The sequence below is a fragment of the Hyella patelloides LEGE 07179 genome (genome assembly GCF_900659865.1).
Taxonomy (GTDB): Bacteria; Cyanobacteriota; Cyanobacteriia; order Cyanobacteriales; family Xenococcaceae; genus Hyella; species Hyella patelloides.
Genome location: NZ_LR213901.1, coordinates 1 through 18,792, shown reverse-complemented (window position 1 = coordinate 18,792; position 18,792 = coordinate 1). Strand labels below are relative to the sequence as shown.

9 protein-coding genes are annotated in these 18,792 nt (G+C 38.9%); 6 read left to right on the top strand and 3 right to left on the bottom strand.

Features of this window, described 5'->3' with window-relative positions:
• Nucleotides 1–1,346: calcium-binding protein (locus H1P_RS19550; protein ID WP_144870468.1), on the top strand; the 1,346-nt coding region annotated here is incomplete at its 5' end.
• 487 nt (nucleotides 1,347–1,833) lie between these two features.
• Here the strand turns inward: H1P_RS19550 and H1P_RS19545 are convergent.
• Entirely contained in the window at nucleotides 1,834–6,330 is a 4,497-nt protein-coding gene (locus H1P_RS19545; RefSeq protein WP_144870466.1) for a chemotaxis protein CheB, read from the bottom strand.
• Nucleotides 6,331–7,241: 911 nt separating this feature from the next.
• On the opposite strand from H1P_RS19545, the gene H1P_RS19540 reads away from it, so the two are divergent.
• The 4 genes from H1P_RS19540 (at nucleotide 7,242) to H1P_RS19525 (ending at nucleotide 16,603) form a co-directional block, all read left to right on the top strand.
• Nucleotides 7,242–9,233: an ATP-binding protein gene (locus H1P_RS19540; protein WP_144870464.1), complete on the top strand. Its 1,992-nt coding sequence runs from the start codon at nucleotides 7,242–7,244 to the stop codon at nucleotides 9,231–9,233.
• A gap of 4 nt (nucleotides 9,234–9,237) precedes the next feature.
• The gene (locus H1P_RS19535) at nucleotides 9,238–9,639 is read left to right on the top strand and encodes a response regulator (protein WP_144870462.1); all 402 of its coding nucleotides are present in this window, start codon (nucleotides 9,238–9,240) and stop codon (nucleotides 9,637–9,639) included.
• 111 nt (nucleotides 9,640–9,750) lie between these two features.
• Nucleotides 9,751–15,963 carry an EAL domain-containing protein gene (locus tag H1P_RS19530; RefSeq protein WP_144870460.1) on the top strand — a complete coding sequence of 2,071 codons (6,213 nt, stop codon included), beginning with the start codon at nucleotides 9,751–9,753 and terminating at the stop codon, nucleotides 15,961–15,963.
• Nucleotides 15,964–16,060: 97 nt separating this feature from the next.
• Entirely contained in the window at nucleotides 16,061–16,603 is a 543-nt protein-coding gene (locus H1P_RS19525; protein WP_144870458.1) for an NADPH-dependent FMN reductase, read from the top strand.
• A 95-nt stretch (nucleotides 16,604–16,698) separates the two neighbouring features.
• On the opposite strand, the gene H1P_RS19520 is transcribed toward H1P_RS19525, so the two are convergent.
• Both H1P_RS19520 and H1P_RS19515 read right to left on the bottom strand, forming a co-directional pair.
• On the bottom strand, nucleotides 16,699–17,166 hold the full coding sequence (locus tag H1P_RS19520; protein ID WP_222427131.1) for a DUF1499 domain-containing protein: 468 nt from the start codon (nucleotides 17,164–17,166) through the stop codon (nucleotides 16,699–16,701).
• 214 nt (nucleotides 17,167–17,380) lie between these two features.
• The gene (locus H1P_RS19515; RefSeq protein ID WP_144870456.1) at nucleotides 17,381–17,593 is read right to left on the bottom strand and encodes a hypothetical protein; all 213 of its coding nucleotides are present in this window, start codon (nucleotides 17,591–17,593) and stop codon (nucleotides 17,381–17,383) included.
• A 271-nt stretch (nucleotides 17,594–17,864) separates the two neighbouring features.
• On the opposite strand from H1P_RS19515, the gene H1P_RS19510 reads away from it, so the two are divergent.
• Nucleotides 17,865–18,734 carry a DMT family transporter gene (locus H1P_RS19510; RefSeq protein WP_144870454.1) on the top strand — a complete coding sequence of 290 codons (870 nt, stop codon included), beginning with the start codon at nucleotides 17,865–17,867 and terminating at the stop codon, nucleotides 18,732–18,734.
• The last annotated feature ends 58 nt before the right edge of the window (nucleotides 18,735–18,792 follow it).

Genomic DNA, 18,792 nt, shown 5'->3' with positions numbered 1-18,792 from the left:
ACGATGAAATTCACTCAGATGGAGATGGCGGATTTTACTTTGGTAATGCTGGTCGAGATCGCATGTTCTCGGCTATTGGTGGCGAAACGATGGATGGTGGTTCGGGAATTGATACGATCGACCACACTACTTTCAACGGTAACTATGAATTTAATATGGCTAATGGCGAAACTAACTTTGGTAGCGAAAGCTTTATCAACTTTGAACATGCAATTATGGGGAATGGTAATGATGAGGTTACTGGAAATAATTCCGCAAATTATATCTTTGGAAATGAAGGTGATGACACTCTAGTTGGTAGTGCTGGTCGCGATACTTTGGCTGGCGGAGATGATAACGATGAGATTCACTCTGATGGTGACGGCGGATTTTACTTTGGTAATGCAGGATACGATCGCCTGTTTTCGGGTATTGGTGGCGAAACTATGGATGGTGGTTCGGGAATTGATACGATCGACCACACCGCTTTCAATGGTAACTACGAATTTGACATGGCAGATGGCGAAACTAACTTTACTAACGAAAGCTTTATCAACTTTGAACATGCAATAATGGGGAACGGTAATGATGAGGTTACTGGTAATAATTCTGCAAATTATATCTTTGGCAATGAAGGTGATGACACTATAGTTGGTGGTGCTGGTCGCGATACTTTGGCTGGGGGAGACGATAACGATGAAATTCACTCTGATGGTGACGGCGGATTTTACTTTGGTAATGCTGGTCGAGATCGGATGTTCTCTGGTATTGGTGGCGAAACGATGGATGGTGGTTCGGGAATTGATACGATCGACCACACTGCTTACAATGGTGACTACACATTTAATATGGCAGATGGCTCAACCAACTGGAATAGCGAAAGCTTTGTCAATTTTGAATATGCAATTATGGGGAACGGTAATGATGAGGTTATAGGAACAAATAGAGGCAATATTATCAATACTGGTGGCGGTAATGATGTAATTGAAGCTGGAAAGGGCAATGACTTAGTTGATGCAGGAGCAGGAGACGATGTTCTTCTTGGCTTTGCTAACCATAACGATGTTGAAATCGATTGGCTAACAGGTGGAGTAGGAGAAGATCGCTTCATAGTCGGGAATTTGCACAGTAATGGTTACAGCAATGCGGGCAATAGTGATTATGCTCTAGTAACCGATTTTGAAGATGGAGATATTATTAAACTCGATAATCATGAATATAGTTTTGACTCGTCACCAATCGGTAGTGTTTCTGGTACTGGTATTTTCGATGACTCTGGCGATCTACTTGCTTTAGTTGCAGGTGTTAGTTCTTCCGATCTGACTTTAAATCCTCAAGGCTACACGGTTAATGTCGAATATGCATAAAGCAATTTTGGTTTTATAGGTAATGAAAATTTTCCATTGTGAATTTTTGCGATCGCCATTAAATACGCCTCAAAACTTCTCCACTAATTCACACTCAGCGTATAACATAACTAAACTCTTTAGCGATCGCTTAAATCCTAATTTTTTCGCTCTTCCAATCAAAAGCAGAATGTGTAAACGACTTGAGTTAATTGATTATTTTCTGCTATTGCGATCGCTTGTTTAATTCTTTTGTTTCTGAAGCATTTAGGTGTATCTGCATGAGTCTCATTATGGATTATAGCGATCGCATTTTTTCTAATCTTAGCTTATTTTTGTCCTAACCTAACCCCGTATTGCTATAGATGGTACATTATTTCTTACTAATAAAAAATACTAAAACTATTGCTTACAATGACGGGCGTGACGGGCGTGACTTTGAGCCTCTAAATCTTCGTCTCTTGTTAATGCGTGAGAAATGATATAACTAATTAAAGTCATAAGAAGTTTATGTAGAGAGCCATTGTTCGATAACGGTAGTCAGATTATTCAGGTCTATTGGTTTAGTGACGTAATCATCCATTCCCGCATCCAAACATTTTTGGCGATCGCCTGTCATGGCATTTCCAGTTAGTCCGATAATTATGGTGTGTCGCTGTTTTCCTTCTCTTTGGCGAACGATCTGAGTTGTCTGATATCCGTCTAATATAGGCATTTGGCAATCCATTAAAATCAAATCGTATTCACGGCTTTCTAAACATTCCAACACTTCTTGACCGTTATTGACGCAATCTAATTCGTAATCTAAAGGTTGCAACATCATAAATAGTAGATCTCGATTATCAAGATTATCGTCCACAATTAACAAGCTTTTAGATTGAGAAGAATCAATTGGAGTTTCTGAAGGAAGACTGGGATTTGTCTCGGACTGTTCAATGTCTCTGACCATATCGGCTATCCTCAAAGGTAAAGTAAACCAAAAAGTTGAGCCTTCCCCGACGATACTCTCTACTCCAAGTTCGCCTCCCATCAACTCTACAATTCGACGACTAATAGTCAATCCTAAACCCGTTCCTCCATACTGGCGTGTAGTAGAACTGTCAGCCTGAGTAAAGGCTTGAAAAAGTTTTTCCTGTTGTTGCTGGGGAATACCAATTCCCGTATCTTCTACCGTGAAACGAACGATCGCCATATCGGCTGATATTTTCTCTTGAGGTACAATTTCTATTCTAATCTCCCCCTGTTCGGTAAACTTGAGAGCATTACCAACTAAATTATTTAAAACCTGCTGTAGTCGAAAATCATCACCGATAAAATAGGGAGGAAGCTCGTCAGAAATAGTTAAACTTAACTCCAATCCTTTGGCTTGAGTTTGCGGAGTAAAGGATTCGAGCAGATTTTGAGCCACTTGTACTATACCAAATGGTTGTAAATTGAGTTTTAGCTCTCTGGCTTCAATTTTAGATAGATCGAGAATGTCATCGATCAAAGTTAATAGTCTAGTGCCGTTTGATTTCAAAGTTTTTAATAAACCACGCTGTTCGGCATTCAGTTCAGTTAAATCGAGTAGTTGACCAACCGCCAAAATTGCATTCATGGGAGTACGAATTTCGTGACTCATATTGGCCAGAAAATCGCTTTTAGCCTGATTAGCTGAGTCGGCAGCTTGAGCAACGGCGATCGCTTCCTCTAAGGCTCGATTTTGGCGCATTAGTTCTGCTTCAATTTGTTTGCGTTCGGTAATGTCCATCACCGTACCATAAAGCTTAATTACCTGTTCGTTACTGTCACAAACAGCCCGACCAATGCTGTTGAGATAGCGAACTTCTCCATTAGTAGAGTCATAGCGAATATCTAGATTGAAAGGAGTTGAATCGCTAATTAACTGTTGAAAAGCATCTCTAATCGTCTTTTGATCTTCGGTGGGATGAAGTTGAATTAGTTCGTCAAACGTAGGAACTGGTTGCTGAGAATCTAAGCCATAAATAGCATACAGTTCAGCCGACCAAATAGCTCTAGCGGAACCGATCTCAAATTGTTCAATTTGGACATTTATTTCCCAGTTCCCAATGTTTGCTAGCTTTTGAGCTTCTAGTAGTTTGGCTTCACTTTCTCGTAGATTTGCCTCAGCTTCAATGCGATCGCTAATTTCCATTACTACCGAACCAACACCTCGATTTCCATTGAGTAGATCCACAGGATAGAAACTGGCAGTCCAATAGCGAATCACATTAGGTTCAGCAGAAGTGCTACCATTCATCTCAACATTACAAACGGGTCGATCTGTTTCAATAACCTGACGTAGAACTGGCTCAATTGAATCTGCTAGATTGGGAATAACTTCCCTAGCAGTTTTACCGATGTGTTCATCAATCGATACCCCATTAATATCTGCAAGAGCTTGGTTAATCCGCAAATATTTTAATTCTGAGTCGTGTAAGCTTAAACCAGCAGGACTTGTACTGTAAAGGTTTTCTAATAAAGAATTTGCGCCACGAAGTTTTGCTTGGGTGCGTTTGAGTTCTTCAATTTTAACAAAGGTAACTACCACACCGTCGTTTTGCCCATCTTCTCGCAGATAAAGATTGACTCGCATCAATAACTGTACGCCCGTTTTAGCGATACTAACTTCTTGCTCTAAAGGTTGTTCGCGGTCAATTACCTGCTGTAAAATACCAGACAGATCGCGCAATTCTAAATTGTTAGTAATATCGGCTAAAGGACGACCTGTATCTTTCGGCTTGATGTTGATTGCCTCAGTAGCTGCGGGGGTAAACTTACGAATATTGAGGTGAGAATCTAAAAACACCACGCCAATGTCGGTACTGCGAAGCAAGTTGTCGATATCGTTGTTTAACTGGGTTAATTCAGCAATTTTAGACTGATGTTCGGCATTAACCGTATACAACTCTTCATTAACTGACTGTAACTCTTCGTTAATGCTTTGTAGTTCTTCATTAGAAGCCAGCAATTCTTCATTAGTTGCTTGCTGTTCTTCGTTCGTAGTTTCCAGTTCCTCGATCGTAACCTGCAAGTTTTCACGAGTTTGTAGCAGTTCGTATTCTAATTCCGTTATCTGCTGGGCAGCTTCTTCGTCCAGATCGAAGCGCATTGCCACAGGGGGTACAACAGTGGGTGCTTCAACTTCTAGCACCACAATTAAATAATCTCCCAAAGAGGTATTATCTGCTTCTTTACCAACTCGCAGAGTAACATTTAACTCTTCTCCCCGACGATCTACTTTGATTCCTGTATATAAAACCGACTGGCGATCGCGTCTGGCACGATGGAGAGCAGTGGATAAAGGCAATTTCAATCCTGTATTAACGATTTCGATTACGTCTAGCATCGCTTCCCCTACGGGAAACTCTAGTAACTCGGCTGCATTGTAAAAAACCCGTATTAATAGATTATCCCGATCTACCAATAAACAAGTTAACTGTCGCTCGTTCAAACAATACTTGAATACTTCCCGTAACAGGCGGTCTAACTGCTGATTACTCTTGGATCTACCACGAGTCAAACCAGGTAACTTTGTGACCATTGTTTGCCGAGCAATTTGTCCAATGGATAAAGTAATATCTCGTCGTTTGCGAAACATTTTCCATTTAGTGTGTACGATAGAAAATTCTTCAGATAAATCTCCTAAAGTTTCCGATCCTCCCAAAAACAATATCCCTTGAGGCGCAAGGGCAAAATGGAGTAACCGCAAAACCTGATGCTGAAGTTGTGGCTGCATATAAATCAGCACGTTTCGGCAACTAACCAAGTTCATTTTAGAAAAGCCAGCATTCTTGGTTAAGTCATGGGGAGCAACAATCAACATTTCTCGTAAAAAACGTTTGACCTGAAAATACTCTCCAGTAAAAGTAAAATATTTTTCTAATCGTTCGGGGGTAATATTATTACTGATACTTTCAGGATAGATACCTTTGGCAGTTATTTCTAGGGCGTTAGTATCAAGATCGGTGGCAAAAATCTTAACTTGAATCTCTTTATTTGTCTGAGAAATTGCTTCATCTACTAACATTGCTATTGAATAGGCTTCTTCGCCACTAGCACAAGCCGAAACCCAAACCCTCATCTGTTGATGGGGCTGTAATCTCTCAATTATTTCTGGCAAAACCGTAGATTCTAAAAATTCCCAGGCTGGTGTATCGCGAAAAAACTGAGTTACGCCGATTAATAAATCTCGACGTAGAAATTTTTGCTCTTCCTCAGAATCTTCTAATAAATCAATATATTCTTTAAGGTTTTCGCAGTGGGTAAGGGCGCAGCGATGATGAATGCGACGGGATAAAGTACTAATTTTATAGTGTGAAAAGTCGATTTCTTCTCGTTCTGCTAAGACATTTAAAATAGTCTGTAGCTGTTCGGGGTCGATTAATACAGCTTCTTCAGTTGAAGAGTCAGGGAAGTTATCAGAAAAGCGGATTAGCTCGAATACGGTTTGCGCCAATTCTTGAGGCGAAAGAATTTCATCAACCAAACCAGAAGGAATAGCACTACTGGGCATACTGTTAAACTGAGCCGTTTCTGGAGACTGTACTAGTCCGATACCACCAACTCGACCAATTGCCTGTATTCCCTCTGTTCCGTCATTACCAGTTCCCGATAGTAAGATGGCAATCTTTTTTTCCCCCCATCCTTCTACTAGAGAGCGAAAAAATTTATCTATCGGATAATCAAAGGAATCTGGAGACTCTAGCAAACATAGACGACGCTCATTGACGACCAAATGTTTTCTTGGGGGTAGAACATAAACATGACTAGGCTCAATCTCCATCCCATCCTCAATAGAGCGCACAGGCATAATCGTTTTACGCTGGAGTATCTCCGTCATCATACTTTTAAAATCTGGAGAAAGATGCTGTACCACAATAAATGCAGCATTGGGATGATCGGGTAAATTACCAAAAAATGACTCTAGTGCCTGTACTCCTCCCGCCGAAGCACCAATAGCTACGAGAAAAAAGTTTTTAGAATCTGAGAATGAGTTAGTCATTGTTATCTATCGCGATCTATAGGCAAAATTCAATTAGCAATCTTGAATTTACAAACTTATGTAAACAATACTAATAATTCTGTAACAATACTCCGAGCAAGATCTAAAGATTTATTATTATTTAATGTTTGATGAGCGATATCCTGGTAGGATTCCATTGTTACTGTTTTGGCAAGAATCGAAAGTATGATTTTAAAGGTATTAAAAGATAGAAATAAGAGGAAAAAGTAGCAGAGAAGACGATACTAATATTTATAATTATTGAAGAAGACTGAAAAATGAAATAACGGATGCAAAAAGAGTTTTTGAACTTGCTCGGAAACTTTCAGAAATTTAAACAAGCGATCTCGCCGAGGGCGAGGCGCGATGCGGACAGCTTAGCTGGCGCGTGCGCGATCGAGTTCGATTTATCTTTATGCACAGAAAAGACCCTCAATTCCCAATACTTCTCGTTTAGGGAGGTAGGGAAGAGCAGGGATTAAGTCCCCAAGTCCCCAAGTCCCCAAGTCCCCATTTTCTGATTCCATATTGTTAAACGAGAAGTATTACCTCAATTCCCATAAGGAATGTAGCGTATCCCCATTCGAGGATAATGTGAACACTTGGAGTTTCCTCAAGTAACAGCCCCTCATGAAAGCGAACTTATGCAGCTAAAGTGTTTAATTAGTAGATAATTAATAACGATCGCTCTTTAGAGAATTTAAACTTATAATCGAAACATTTTTCAGGAGAGATTATTTTACTTTGCTTGAGATAATATCTTCGCTATAACTATACTTAATCGTTATTGTAATTCAGAAGAAATAAGGTAGTATTGCAAAAATAATAAAGCTTATCTTTAGTTATGATATGGAAAAAAGAATTAAAATAATAAGCATATAGACTTATTATTTTAGTACAACCTTCCTGTTTTGAATCAAGTCGAACTACTTAATCGAATCACTACCAAAATCCGACAATCTTTGGAACTGCAAACGGTTTTAAATACGGCAGTGACAGAGGTTCGAGCTTTTCTAAAAAGCGATCGCGTCAAAATCTACAAATTTGATGAAGATGGCAACGGTCAAGTAGTTGCTGAATCGATTAGTGGCGATCGCCTTCCTTCTCTAATGGGATTGCATTTTCCCGCAGGAGATATTCCTCCCCAAGCGCGAGAACTGTTCCTGAAAGCTAAAGTTCGTTCGATAGTTAACTTAGCCAAACAGGAAATAAGCCTTTCTCAACCAGACCGCTTGCCCTCCACTGCTACAGGGGAATTAACGGTGGAAGAAGTACGCCAGGAATCTTTAAACAATCTACTACAACGCCCTGTAGATCCCTGCCATGTAGAATATTTAACTTTGATGGGGGTTAAGTCTAGTATGGTAATACCCCTAGTAAATGAAAATCGACTTTGGGGTTTACTAATTTCTCATCATCGTCATGCCAAAGTCATCTCCAACAGAAGCTTGCAGATAATTCAAATCGTTGCCGAACAGTTAGAAATTGCGATCGCCCAAGCCAATCTATTTCAGACACTGCAACAAAAAGCCCAAAGAGAAACTCTCATCAATGAGGTTTCTAATCTGCTTCATTCTCCCCTAGAAAATGAAAATATATTGCCTGAAGTGCTAGCTAAAATAGTCCCCGCTCTCCAGGGAACGGGAGGCTTATTATGTATGAGTAATAATGCAGCACAATCTAAAATTAGTTGCTATAAATATGGTTCTTTGCCTAATTTTTTTCTATCTGATTGGTCAAAATTGCAAAATTTAGCCACCACCAACACAAAAGTTAGGGCGATTAACAATATAGAGGAAGAAAAATCAATTCAGACACTATTGCCTGCTTTGAAGCGAAATAAACTGCGTAGTCTCCTTTTCATGTCGTTAGATTATAAAACAGAAAATTTAGGCAATCTGGCTATTTTTCGCCAGGAGATAGATACAGAAAAACTCTGGGCGGGTAATTATCAAACCGATGCTAGACAAATACGTCCCCGCCAATCCTTTAGGGAGTGGAAAGAACTCAAACAAGGACAAGCCGATCCTTGGAAAGCTCACGAACTAGAATTAATCCAGTCCCTTGGTGATAACTTGTCAATGGCAGTGATGCAAGATCGACTTTACCGCCAGGAAAGAAAGCAACGGGTGCTGGTGGAAATGCGAAACCAAGAACTAGATAATGCTCGCACTGAAGCAGAAAAAGCAAGTCGGCTCAAGTCCACATTTCTTTCGACTTCCAGCCATGAATTACGTACTCCTCTGGCTTCAATCCTCAACTATCTCAAGCTATTGAAAGAAGGATTTTATGATAACCCAGAAGAATTAGCAGAATATATCGAAACTGCTCATCTTTCGGCAGAAAATCTCCATGATATTGTTGATGATGTTCTCGATATTACCAAAATAGAAGCAGGAAAAATGCAGGTCGATCTAGGCATAATCGAACTAGAACCCTTATTAATCGAACAGCGCAATCTTTTCAAACCAGATACCATCAAAAAGGATATCGAACTGACGGTAGACTGCCAAGTAACGAGGGTTTATGGCGATCGCCTGAAGCTCAAACAAGTGTTGACCAATCTTTTGAATAATGCTTTTAAATTTACCCAACAAGGAGAGATTCATCTCCAGGCTATGCCGAAAACGGTAACTACATCTTCAGGGAAGAAATCTTTAGTCGAAATCTCTGTATCGGATACGGGCATTGGTATTGACCCAGATCGACAGGCTACTATTTTTGATGCTTTCATTCAGGAAGATGCTTCAATTCACAGACGTTATGGTGGTACTGGATTGGGGCTGACTATCTGCAAACAGCTAGTAGAGCTTATGGAGGGAAAAATTGCGCTTGATAGTAAAGGACGCAATCTAGGAACACAGGTTACTATTACCTTACCTGGGGTAGATAAGAAAAGATAACAACATGAAAAGCTTAAAAATTTTGTTAGTAGAAGATGACCTATCATTAGCCAAAAGTACCGCCAAACTTATCGAACGTTTTAGCGGACATCAAGTCAGAGTAACTGACAATCCAGAAACTATTTTTGAGCTATGCACCACTGATGAAGTAGACATAGTAATTATGGATATCAACCTATCAGAGGCATCTTGGGCAGGAGAAGAAGTTAGTGGTGCCGATCTATCTCGATTATTAAAAACTCAACCAGCAACCGCCCATATACCTATAATTATTTTGACAGCTTATGCCATGGCGAACGAGAGGGAATCTTTAATGGCTGATTCTCAGGCTAATGAGTTTTTTACAAAACCAATTAGAGATTACGGTCTTTTGATTGAGAAAATAGAAGAGTTAGCCAAAAATTAAAACTTTCTATATTTTAGTTTTTTGTAGGTACAAACACTTAATTAAAAAAAATAAAACAGCTTATAATGGGCTATTAAAACAATTATAGTTTTAAGCATATTAGTCCAAGCCATGTCAGATCGCCCCGAACATAACTTTCAGGAATCTTCCCAAGGCTCTAAGGCAGCGAATAACGACCTCTTTGTAGTTGGTATTGGTGCATCGGCTGGAGGATTGAGTGCTTTAGAAGAATTATTTAACAATCTTTCCACAGCTAGTGGTGCTGCATTTGTAGTCATACAGCATCTCTCGCCAGACTTTAAAAGCTTGATGAAAGAGTTGCTAGAGCGACGTACCTCAATGCCAGTTTATCGAGTCACAGAAGGCATGGAGTTAGAGCCTAATTCAGTGTATTTGATTCCCCCTGGGCAAAACCTGGCATTAGAAAAAAATGCCCTTCGTTTGGAAGATCGTAAAAAAGATAAAAATAAAAAGCACGAACTCAATTTTCCCATTGATTTGTTTTTTACTTCTCTCGCTAAAAACTACGGAGAACAGTCCCTTGGGGTGATCTTATCTGGTTCTGGTAGCGATGGCACTCGCGGTTTAAAAGCAATTAATGAAGCGGGAGGATTGGCTTTAGTTCAAGATCCCGAAACAGCAGAATTTGATGGAATGCCCGTAAGTGCGATCGCCACAGGAGTAGTCAACCAAGTTTTACCCCCCAGAGAACTATCTCAGCTAATTTATCAGTGCGTTGTCGCTCCCGTAAGTTTCCCGAAAACTGAGTCTAGCACAAGCAATCTGATTAATTCTGCTAATCTTAGCCTAATTGCCAAGCTGTTAATAGATGAAGAAGGATTGGACTTTTCTCAATATAAATCCAGTACCATTTCCCGCAGGATTCATCGTCGCTGTTTGATTCATAACTCCGAAAGTATCGATCAGTATATTAAACTTCTGAGTAATTCAAAGGTCGAAAGACAAATTCTCTGTTCGGATTTATTAATCAATGTCACTCATTTTTTCCGCGATTATCCAGCTTGGCAGAATTTAGAAAATAATATTCTGCCCCAATTAATCGAACAAAGCAAAGCCGAAGCAGAATTAAGATTTTGGATTACGGCTTGTTCTACAGGAGAAGAAGCTTACTCTTTGGCAATTTTAGTCCATGAGGCACTAGAAGATTCGGACAAGAATCTCCGAGTTAAAATTTTTGCCACAGACATAGATCGAACCGCATTAGAAAAAGCATCCCAAGGGATTTATTCCCCTTCGATTGCCACAGATATTGGTTCAGAACGTTTGCAGAAATATTTTATTGCTAAAGATAACTCTTATCAGGTGATGCGGAAGATTAGAGAAATGTTGATCTTTTCGCCCCACGATCTCACTAAAGATGCTGGCTTTACTCGCATTAATTTAGTTACCTGTCGTAATGTCTTGATTTACATGAAGTCTGACTTACAGTATCAGGTTTTGCGTAATCTACATTTTTCTTTAGTTTCTAAGGGAGTTCTGTTTTTAGGGGAAGCAGAGACATTAGGAGAATTTGAGTCAGAATTTGAACCTTTAGACAAAAAATGGAAGTTTTACCAGAAGCGGAGAGATATTAGACTGCCTCTTCCTTTGAGATCGACTCCCAGAATTGGTAAAAGTTCTTTATCCCAATTTAGTCAAATCCAAAATCGAGTTCAATTCGAGCCAATTTTGGAGCAGTGTCTCAATCGGCTATCTAATGAATCAGACACGATTATACTCTTAATTAGTCGGGACAATCATTTACTCCATGTCAGTGGCAACTCTAGCAAAATATTTAAAACTCCTGACGGCAAAGTAACCACAGAAGTAATTAAGATGGTAGTTCTTCCCCTACAGCTACCACTGAATACAGCTTTGCATCGGGCTAAACAAAAGAGGAAATCGGTTTTATATAAGGGCATTAAATTAGAAGATCGGGGAGAGATGTTCAACATTAATTTAGAAGTTATTCCCCCTCAAAGCGATCGCAAACATGGTGATTTTTTTCTGGTCAAAATTAAGCAAGAAATAGCTATTGCACCTCTGGAAATTCCTGAAGCCGAAAATTTTGAACTGGGGAGCGAAGCTTCTCGGCGCATTTTGGAATTGGAAAATGAATTACAGCAAACCCGTGAAAACCTCCAGGCATTAGTGGAAGAGTTGGAAACCACCAACGAAGAACAACAGGCTTCTAATGAAGAGTTAACTGCTTCTAATGAAGAACTTCAAAGCACTAATGAAGAACTACATTCAGTCAATGAAGAATTACATACGGTTAACATTGAATATCAGTCTAAAATTAGCGAGCTAACTCAACTTAATGATGATGTTGATAATCTGCTCCAAAGTACCGAAATTGGTGTAATCTTTTTAGATTCCGAACTAAAAATTCGCAAATTTACTCCTGCAATCACAACAGCAATTGCCTTACGCCCAGCAGATTTAGATCGTCCTTTAGAAGACCTTTATTGGAAATTTGAATGTCCTAATTTATTCGATTTGTTGTATGAGGTATTAACAACAAAAAAATCCCAAGAGTTAGAAGTTAAGCTCAAGCAAACAGAGAGCTATTTATTGATGCAGATTCATCTCTATCAAACCGAAAGTAAAGATAGTGAGGGATTAGTTATTAGCTTTATCCAAATAGATGAAATAAAGCAAGCTCAACAAAAACTTGAAAGAGAAATAGTCGCCCGCAAACGCTCAGAAGAGCAATTAAGAATAAATCAAGAACAATTATTAATTACTCAACAGCAAGTAGAAAATATCTTTAGTTTCTTGGAAGATGCTGTTTGGTCATTAGATCTACCAACAAGGAAATTAGGCTACCTCAACACTTCATTTGAGAGAATTTACGGCAGAAGTAAAAAAGAATTTTATGCTAATTCGACTCTTTGGCTTGATGTAATTTATCCCCAAGACAAAGACATGGTGGAAGAAGCGCACCGACTAATTAAACAACAAGAAAAGCTCTATATTGAATATCGTATTATTCATCCTGACGGTTCGATACGTTGGGTAAGGGATCGTAGCAAAGTTATCTATGACGATCGCGGTACGCCAATTCGACAAGATTTTATTGTCAGCGATATCACAAAGCAAAAACAAGCATCGATTCAAGCTGAAGAAACTCTTAAAAGAAGTATAGATCGCTTCCGCAATACTTTTGAACAAGCAGCAGTGGGAGTGGCTCATCTATCACCCGAAGGTAAATTTATTAAAGTCAATCAGCGTCTTTGTAATATTTTGGGCTATACTAACGATGCTTTATTAAGTACAACCTTTCAAGCAATTACTCATCCTGAAGACTTGAAGCAGGATATTGAGTATGTGGCGCAAATGCTATCTGGAGAAATTAGCAATTATTCAATGGAAAAACGCTATCTTAAAAGCGATCGCTCGATGGTGTGGGCAAACCTCACGGTTTCTTTAGTTAGAGATGATTTAGGACAACCAGATTATTTTATCTCCGTAATTGAAGATATCACTGAGCGCAAAAAGACAGAAATTGCCCTCGAAAAAAGTACAATTAAGCTCAAACAAGCCAATCAAGCTAAAGATAACTTCATCGCTCATATGAGTCATGAATTACGCACTCCCTTGAATAGTGTTATCGGCTTCAGCCAGATACTAAAGCAGGATGTTAGCTTGGATCAAAAGCAACTTAAATCCATTGATATTGTTAATCAATCAGGAAAACATTTACTGACTCTGATTAACGATGTCTTAGATTTATCAAAGTTAACTGCCAACAAGCTCGAGCTACAATACCACGAGCTTAATTTAATTTCTTTTCTCCATGAGATTACCACTATTTTTCAGATTCGCGCTCACGAAAAAAACTTGAGCTTTATCACCCAAATATCACCCGATCTTCCTACTGTAATTAGTGCAGATGAAACCAGATTGCGACAGGTTTTATTTAATATTTTGAGCAATGCCTTTAAATTTACTTCCACTGGTACTGTTATCCTATCAGTTAATTGTGTCGCAGAAACTTCTGCTTCTAAGATCGAGACAATTCGCTTTCAAGTAGAGGATACAGGAAGGGGAATTGCTGAAGACAATTATGATACTGTTTTTACCCCATTTGGACAAGTAGACCAAAGCCATAACAATTCGGAAGGAACGGGTTTAGGACTCTCCATTTGCCAGAATATTCTGCAACTCATGGGTAGTCAACTACATTTAGAAAGTAAAGTAGGTCAAGGCAGCCGTTTTTGGTTCGATCTAGACCGAAAAGAAGTATTTACTTGCTCTCTGCCCAACTCAAGAGAGTTTGATGGTCAAGCAGGACAGACTCTAGTTAAACCCTGTAAAGTTCTTGTTGTAGACGATAATGCAGATAATCGAATGCTACTGGTGCAGTATCTACAACCTCTCGGATTTACTATTGAAGAGGCTGAGAATGGTCAGATCGGATTAGCGATCGCCCTAGAGTTTCAGCCAGATGTTATTCTGGTAGACTTACTAATGCCTGTAATGGATGGCAAAGAAATGAGCGATCGCATTCGCCAATCTCTTGACTTAAAAGTAATTCTAGAAACTGCCACTCAAGAAATTAGAACCTTATTAGATTGTGATTTTGTCGGATTAACTTCTTTAAATCAAGAAAACGTGGCGATCGAGGCGTATTCTTCTAGAGAAAAAATTGAAATCGATCCTCAAAAATTTATCTCCTACGACGATCTTTGTCCTAGTCAAGATGTCTATCAATCTTATCTAAAAGGACAAATTGAGGTTATGGAAAAACGTAACATTCAAGACCATTCAGAGGTAACATCCTTACTTAATCGTCAAGTACGATTGATAGTACCAATTTTAATCAAGGATACTAACTACACATCAGGCTTCTTCTCCCCTGCCGAGGATACGATGTTTACTCATAACATTTTGTATGGCTGGGTGATTGTGGATCAATATTCATCTTTCCGCGTTTGGCAAACAGCAGAAATCAGCTTGCTTAGGGATCTAACAACTCAGCTAGCTATTGGTATTAAGCAAGGATTACTCCACAAACAATTATCTCAGCTAGCTCTTCTAGATTCTCTTACCCAGGTTTACAATCGTCGTTCTTTTGACCGCCAGCTTAAGCGAGAGTGGGGGAAACTCAAACGAATTCCTGCTCCTCTATCACTAATTATGTGTGATGTGGACTGTTTCAAAATTTATAACGATACTTATGGTCATCAACAGGGAGATAGGTGTCTACAGCAGGTAGCTCAAGCTATATCTTCTGCACTCAAAAGACCAGGAGATATTTTAGCTCGGTATGGCGGAGAAGAATTCGCCATCATTTTGCCCCATACTCCCCAAGCTGGAGCAGCTCAAGTTGGTGAGCTTATCAGAAGGGCAGTAAAAGAACTAAAGATTCCCCATCATAACTCCTTAGTTGATTCTGTTGTCACCGTTAGTCTAGGAATAGCTAGCACCATTCCTGATTCTGTAGATTATCCTCAGCTTTTAATTGAGGCTGCGGATCTTGCTCTATATAAAGCTAAAGAGCGTGGTCGTGATTGTGTTGCTGTATATTCAGAATCTATCTCTCGTTCCAAAGATCGACAGGAATTAAAAATACGTTGGGTCAAACGTCTGCGTGAGGCTCTCAATAACAATTTATTTAGTCTTTATGCCCAATCAATTACGCCCTTAAAAGGAGATGACTCTCGCAAATGCTTTGAGGTTCTTCTACGTCTTACAGATCGAGCTGATAAAGTAATTCTTCCTGGTGCCTTCATAGACATTGCAGAGCGTAATTTCTTGATGATAGATATTGATACTTGGGTAATCAATAACCTGTTTGAAACCCTAGAGAAATGCGATCGTAATATCTGGGAAAATCATCGTTTCTCTATTAATCTATCAGGAGCCTCTCTAAGCAATGAATCCTTTTTGCAGTTTCTTAAACGACGACTGACTAACTGTCCTCTCCCTGCAAATCTATTTTGCTTTGAAATTACGGAATCTGTAGCTGTCTCCGATCTCAAGAGAATAGTTGAATTTATCAATTCTCTCAAAAAGATTGGCTGTAGCTTTGCTCTTGATGATTTTGGGAAAGGAGTATCTTCTTTGACTTACCTGAAAAATCTACCCGTAGACTATCTAAAAATAGATGGTTCTTTCATCAAAGAGTTGAACATTAATCCTGCTTCTAAAATAATGGTAGAGGCAATCAACCACATTGCGGAAGGAATTGGTCTCAAGACTGTAGCTGAATTTGTGGAAAATGAAAATATCTTGAATAGTGTTCGAGATTTGAATATAGATTATGCTCAAGGCTTTCACTTGAGTCGTCCAAGAGCTTTGATGGATGTAATTGAATAGAAAAGCTACAGTTCACAAACAGCATTTCATATTAGTTGACGCTATGAGATTTTTTCTGTTACCTTATACGTAGTCGTTATGAGTTTAACTTGAGCAAATGGTCAAAATAGTTGGCATTATAGGAAGTCTGCGTCCAGACTCTTACAGCGCGAAAGCCTTACAACAAGTCATAGAAATGGTTGCAGCTAAAGGTGCAGAAATAGAAATTCTCGATTTGCGTCAGATGAAACTGCCTTTTTGTGACGCTAGTGATGATTATCCAGACTATCCCGATGTTAAGAAATTGCAAAACACGGTCAAGTCAGCAGACGGTTTAATCTTAGCTACCCCTGAATATCATGGTAGTCTGAGCGGTGTCATGAAAAATGCCCTTGATTTAATGAGCTTTGAACATTTATCGAACAAAGTTACAGGCTCGATCAGCGTTCTTGGAGGACAGTCTAACAGCAATGCTTTAAACGATCTTAGAGTAATTATCCGATGGGTTCATGGTTGGGTAATTCCCGAACAAATCGCCATCGGACAAGCTTGGAAAGCTTTTGATAAAGAAGGAAAATTGGTAGACGAGAAATTAGTGGAAAGATGTGATAAATTTGCTACTAGCTTGGTAGAAAATACCAAAAAACTAACAAAATTATAAATGATGTCACCGAGTCACCGAGTAGTAAGATATCAACCAGTAACCACCGTACAGACGCGATATATCAAGTCTCTACTGACTTACTCACTCGCTCACTATACATTCAAATCTGCTATTGCCAAGCGAATTTGTTCTAAACGTCGGCGATTTACTCCGATATCAGACTCTCCAAGACGAGAAGCTGAACGCATTTCAATTACTTTCTTATCTGTGGGGAAATAAAATTCTATATCATCAATAAAACCCATTAAACGGCTGGTAGATTGAGCGCGGATGTAATCATCAGTTTGTTCGATAACTTCAGTACGAGGTACAACTTTCAGTACTTTTAACAAAGTTTCCTTTGCAATGTCCAAATCTGTTTGATAAGTTATAGGCGCAATACTGTGAGATTCATCCGCGTCTTGAGTTACCACACAATTAGGGCTTTCTGGACAGGGAGATAGTAAGCCATCATGAACTCCTAAGTTATCAGGAGAAGTACCAGCAAAAATATCTTTCACTATGGGTAAAGCACCAATATTATAAGAGGGAACCGCCCAGCCAGGTGCAGCCCAGCCCATTGTAATAGTAGAGATGAGAGATATGATAACAGCAGTTGCTTTTAAACGGGATAAATTATATTTCAGCATGACAATGGGAAAAATCTTCCGAATTATCATAACAAATCTCAAATTTATGTAATTTAAACTGCCTCTTACGCCAAAAATAGAAGTTTGATCGTTAAAATAAATTGTTGTTCGATCGATTAACAAACAGCAAGAAAAATATTATAATTTAGTAGGCGATCGCGCAGTGCCAGGCTACGCCCGATCGCTTTAATTGCTTCAAGCGGATATCCTTCATCCCACAGCGATCGTGCAATAACCAAGCTAAAATATGCAAATTAGCCACTTTTCGAGCAAATAAAACTGTTTTCCAAACATCGGAATGCTTTCCTAGCAGGGGAATATGAGAGAGTTGACATTCGAGAGCAGCAGCGTTTTTCATTTTTTATCGAAGGTAGTTTTTTTGTGGTTGCAATAGTTTTGACCACTGGATATAACTTTAGATCCGCCTTGTAAATACAGGCGGTTTTGCGGTTTGCGGAAGATAAAAATCATCTACACTCCAAAATATTTGTGTAATATTTAATTGTGATGTCATCATAGAACTAGCTGAGATACTTGAATTGTGTTCCCACGTGAGTTTTCATCTGGTGCTTTTCTTTTTCTCTCTAATTTTCGTCGAACTGACGTTGAGCAAAAATTATTATTCACAGATGACTAATAGTCAAAATATCGTACGTGGAGCATTTTTTATCGTTGCTTCTGAATTAAGTTTTGCTCTTAGTGCAGCTATCATAAAATCGGTATCAGCTTCATTACCCAACGAATCAATTGTCTTTTTCCGTAATTTATTTGGGTTAATTATTTTAACTCCTTTATTAATAAAAAATAGCCCTAAAATTTTACAAACAGATCGCCTGTATCTACACTTAATTCGCTCTGGTTTTGGTATGGTAGCGATGTATTGTTTCTTCTATGCCTTAGCCTATCTTCCTTTAGGTGATTCGATGTTGATTAAGTCAACTATTCCCCTGATTATTCCTTTTATATCTGCTATTTGGCTACAAGAAAATATTACTTATCGAGTGGTTTTAGCTGGCGCATTGGGTTTTATAGGAGTATTTTTAATTTTAGAACCAACGGTTGATACTAATTGGGCGAGTTTAGTCGCCTTAACTAGCAGTTTAATGGCTGCAATGGCTTTTGTAACTGTCAGAAAACTTTCAGCAACCGAACCTCCTTTACGAACAGTTTCCTATTTTGCGATTGTGGGGATTACTATTTCAGCTATACCTTTAATTTGGACTTGGCAAACTCCTACAATAAGTCAATGTTTTTTGTTAATGGTAGTAGGTTTAACCACAACTATTGGTCAATTATTGTTGACTCGTGGATATCAAAATGCTCCTGCTTCAAGCGTCGGCATCTTTACTTATACTTCTGTCCCTTTTGGAACATTTTTAGGGTGGTTAATTTGGAGCGAATTACTAGATAAAAATTCCTATATCGGTGCTGTTTTAATTGTCTTAGCTGGCACAATTGTCTTAAGAACTAAAGTCATTTCCAATCAATCTGATAATTAGAATAGGGTTGGAAGTTGATTGATAATTAGGCAAAGGGGAAAACTCATGATTTTAAACT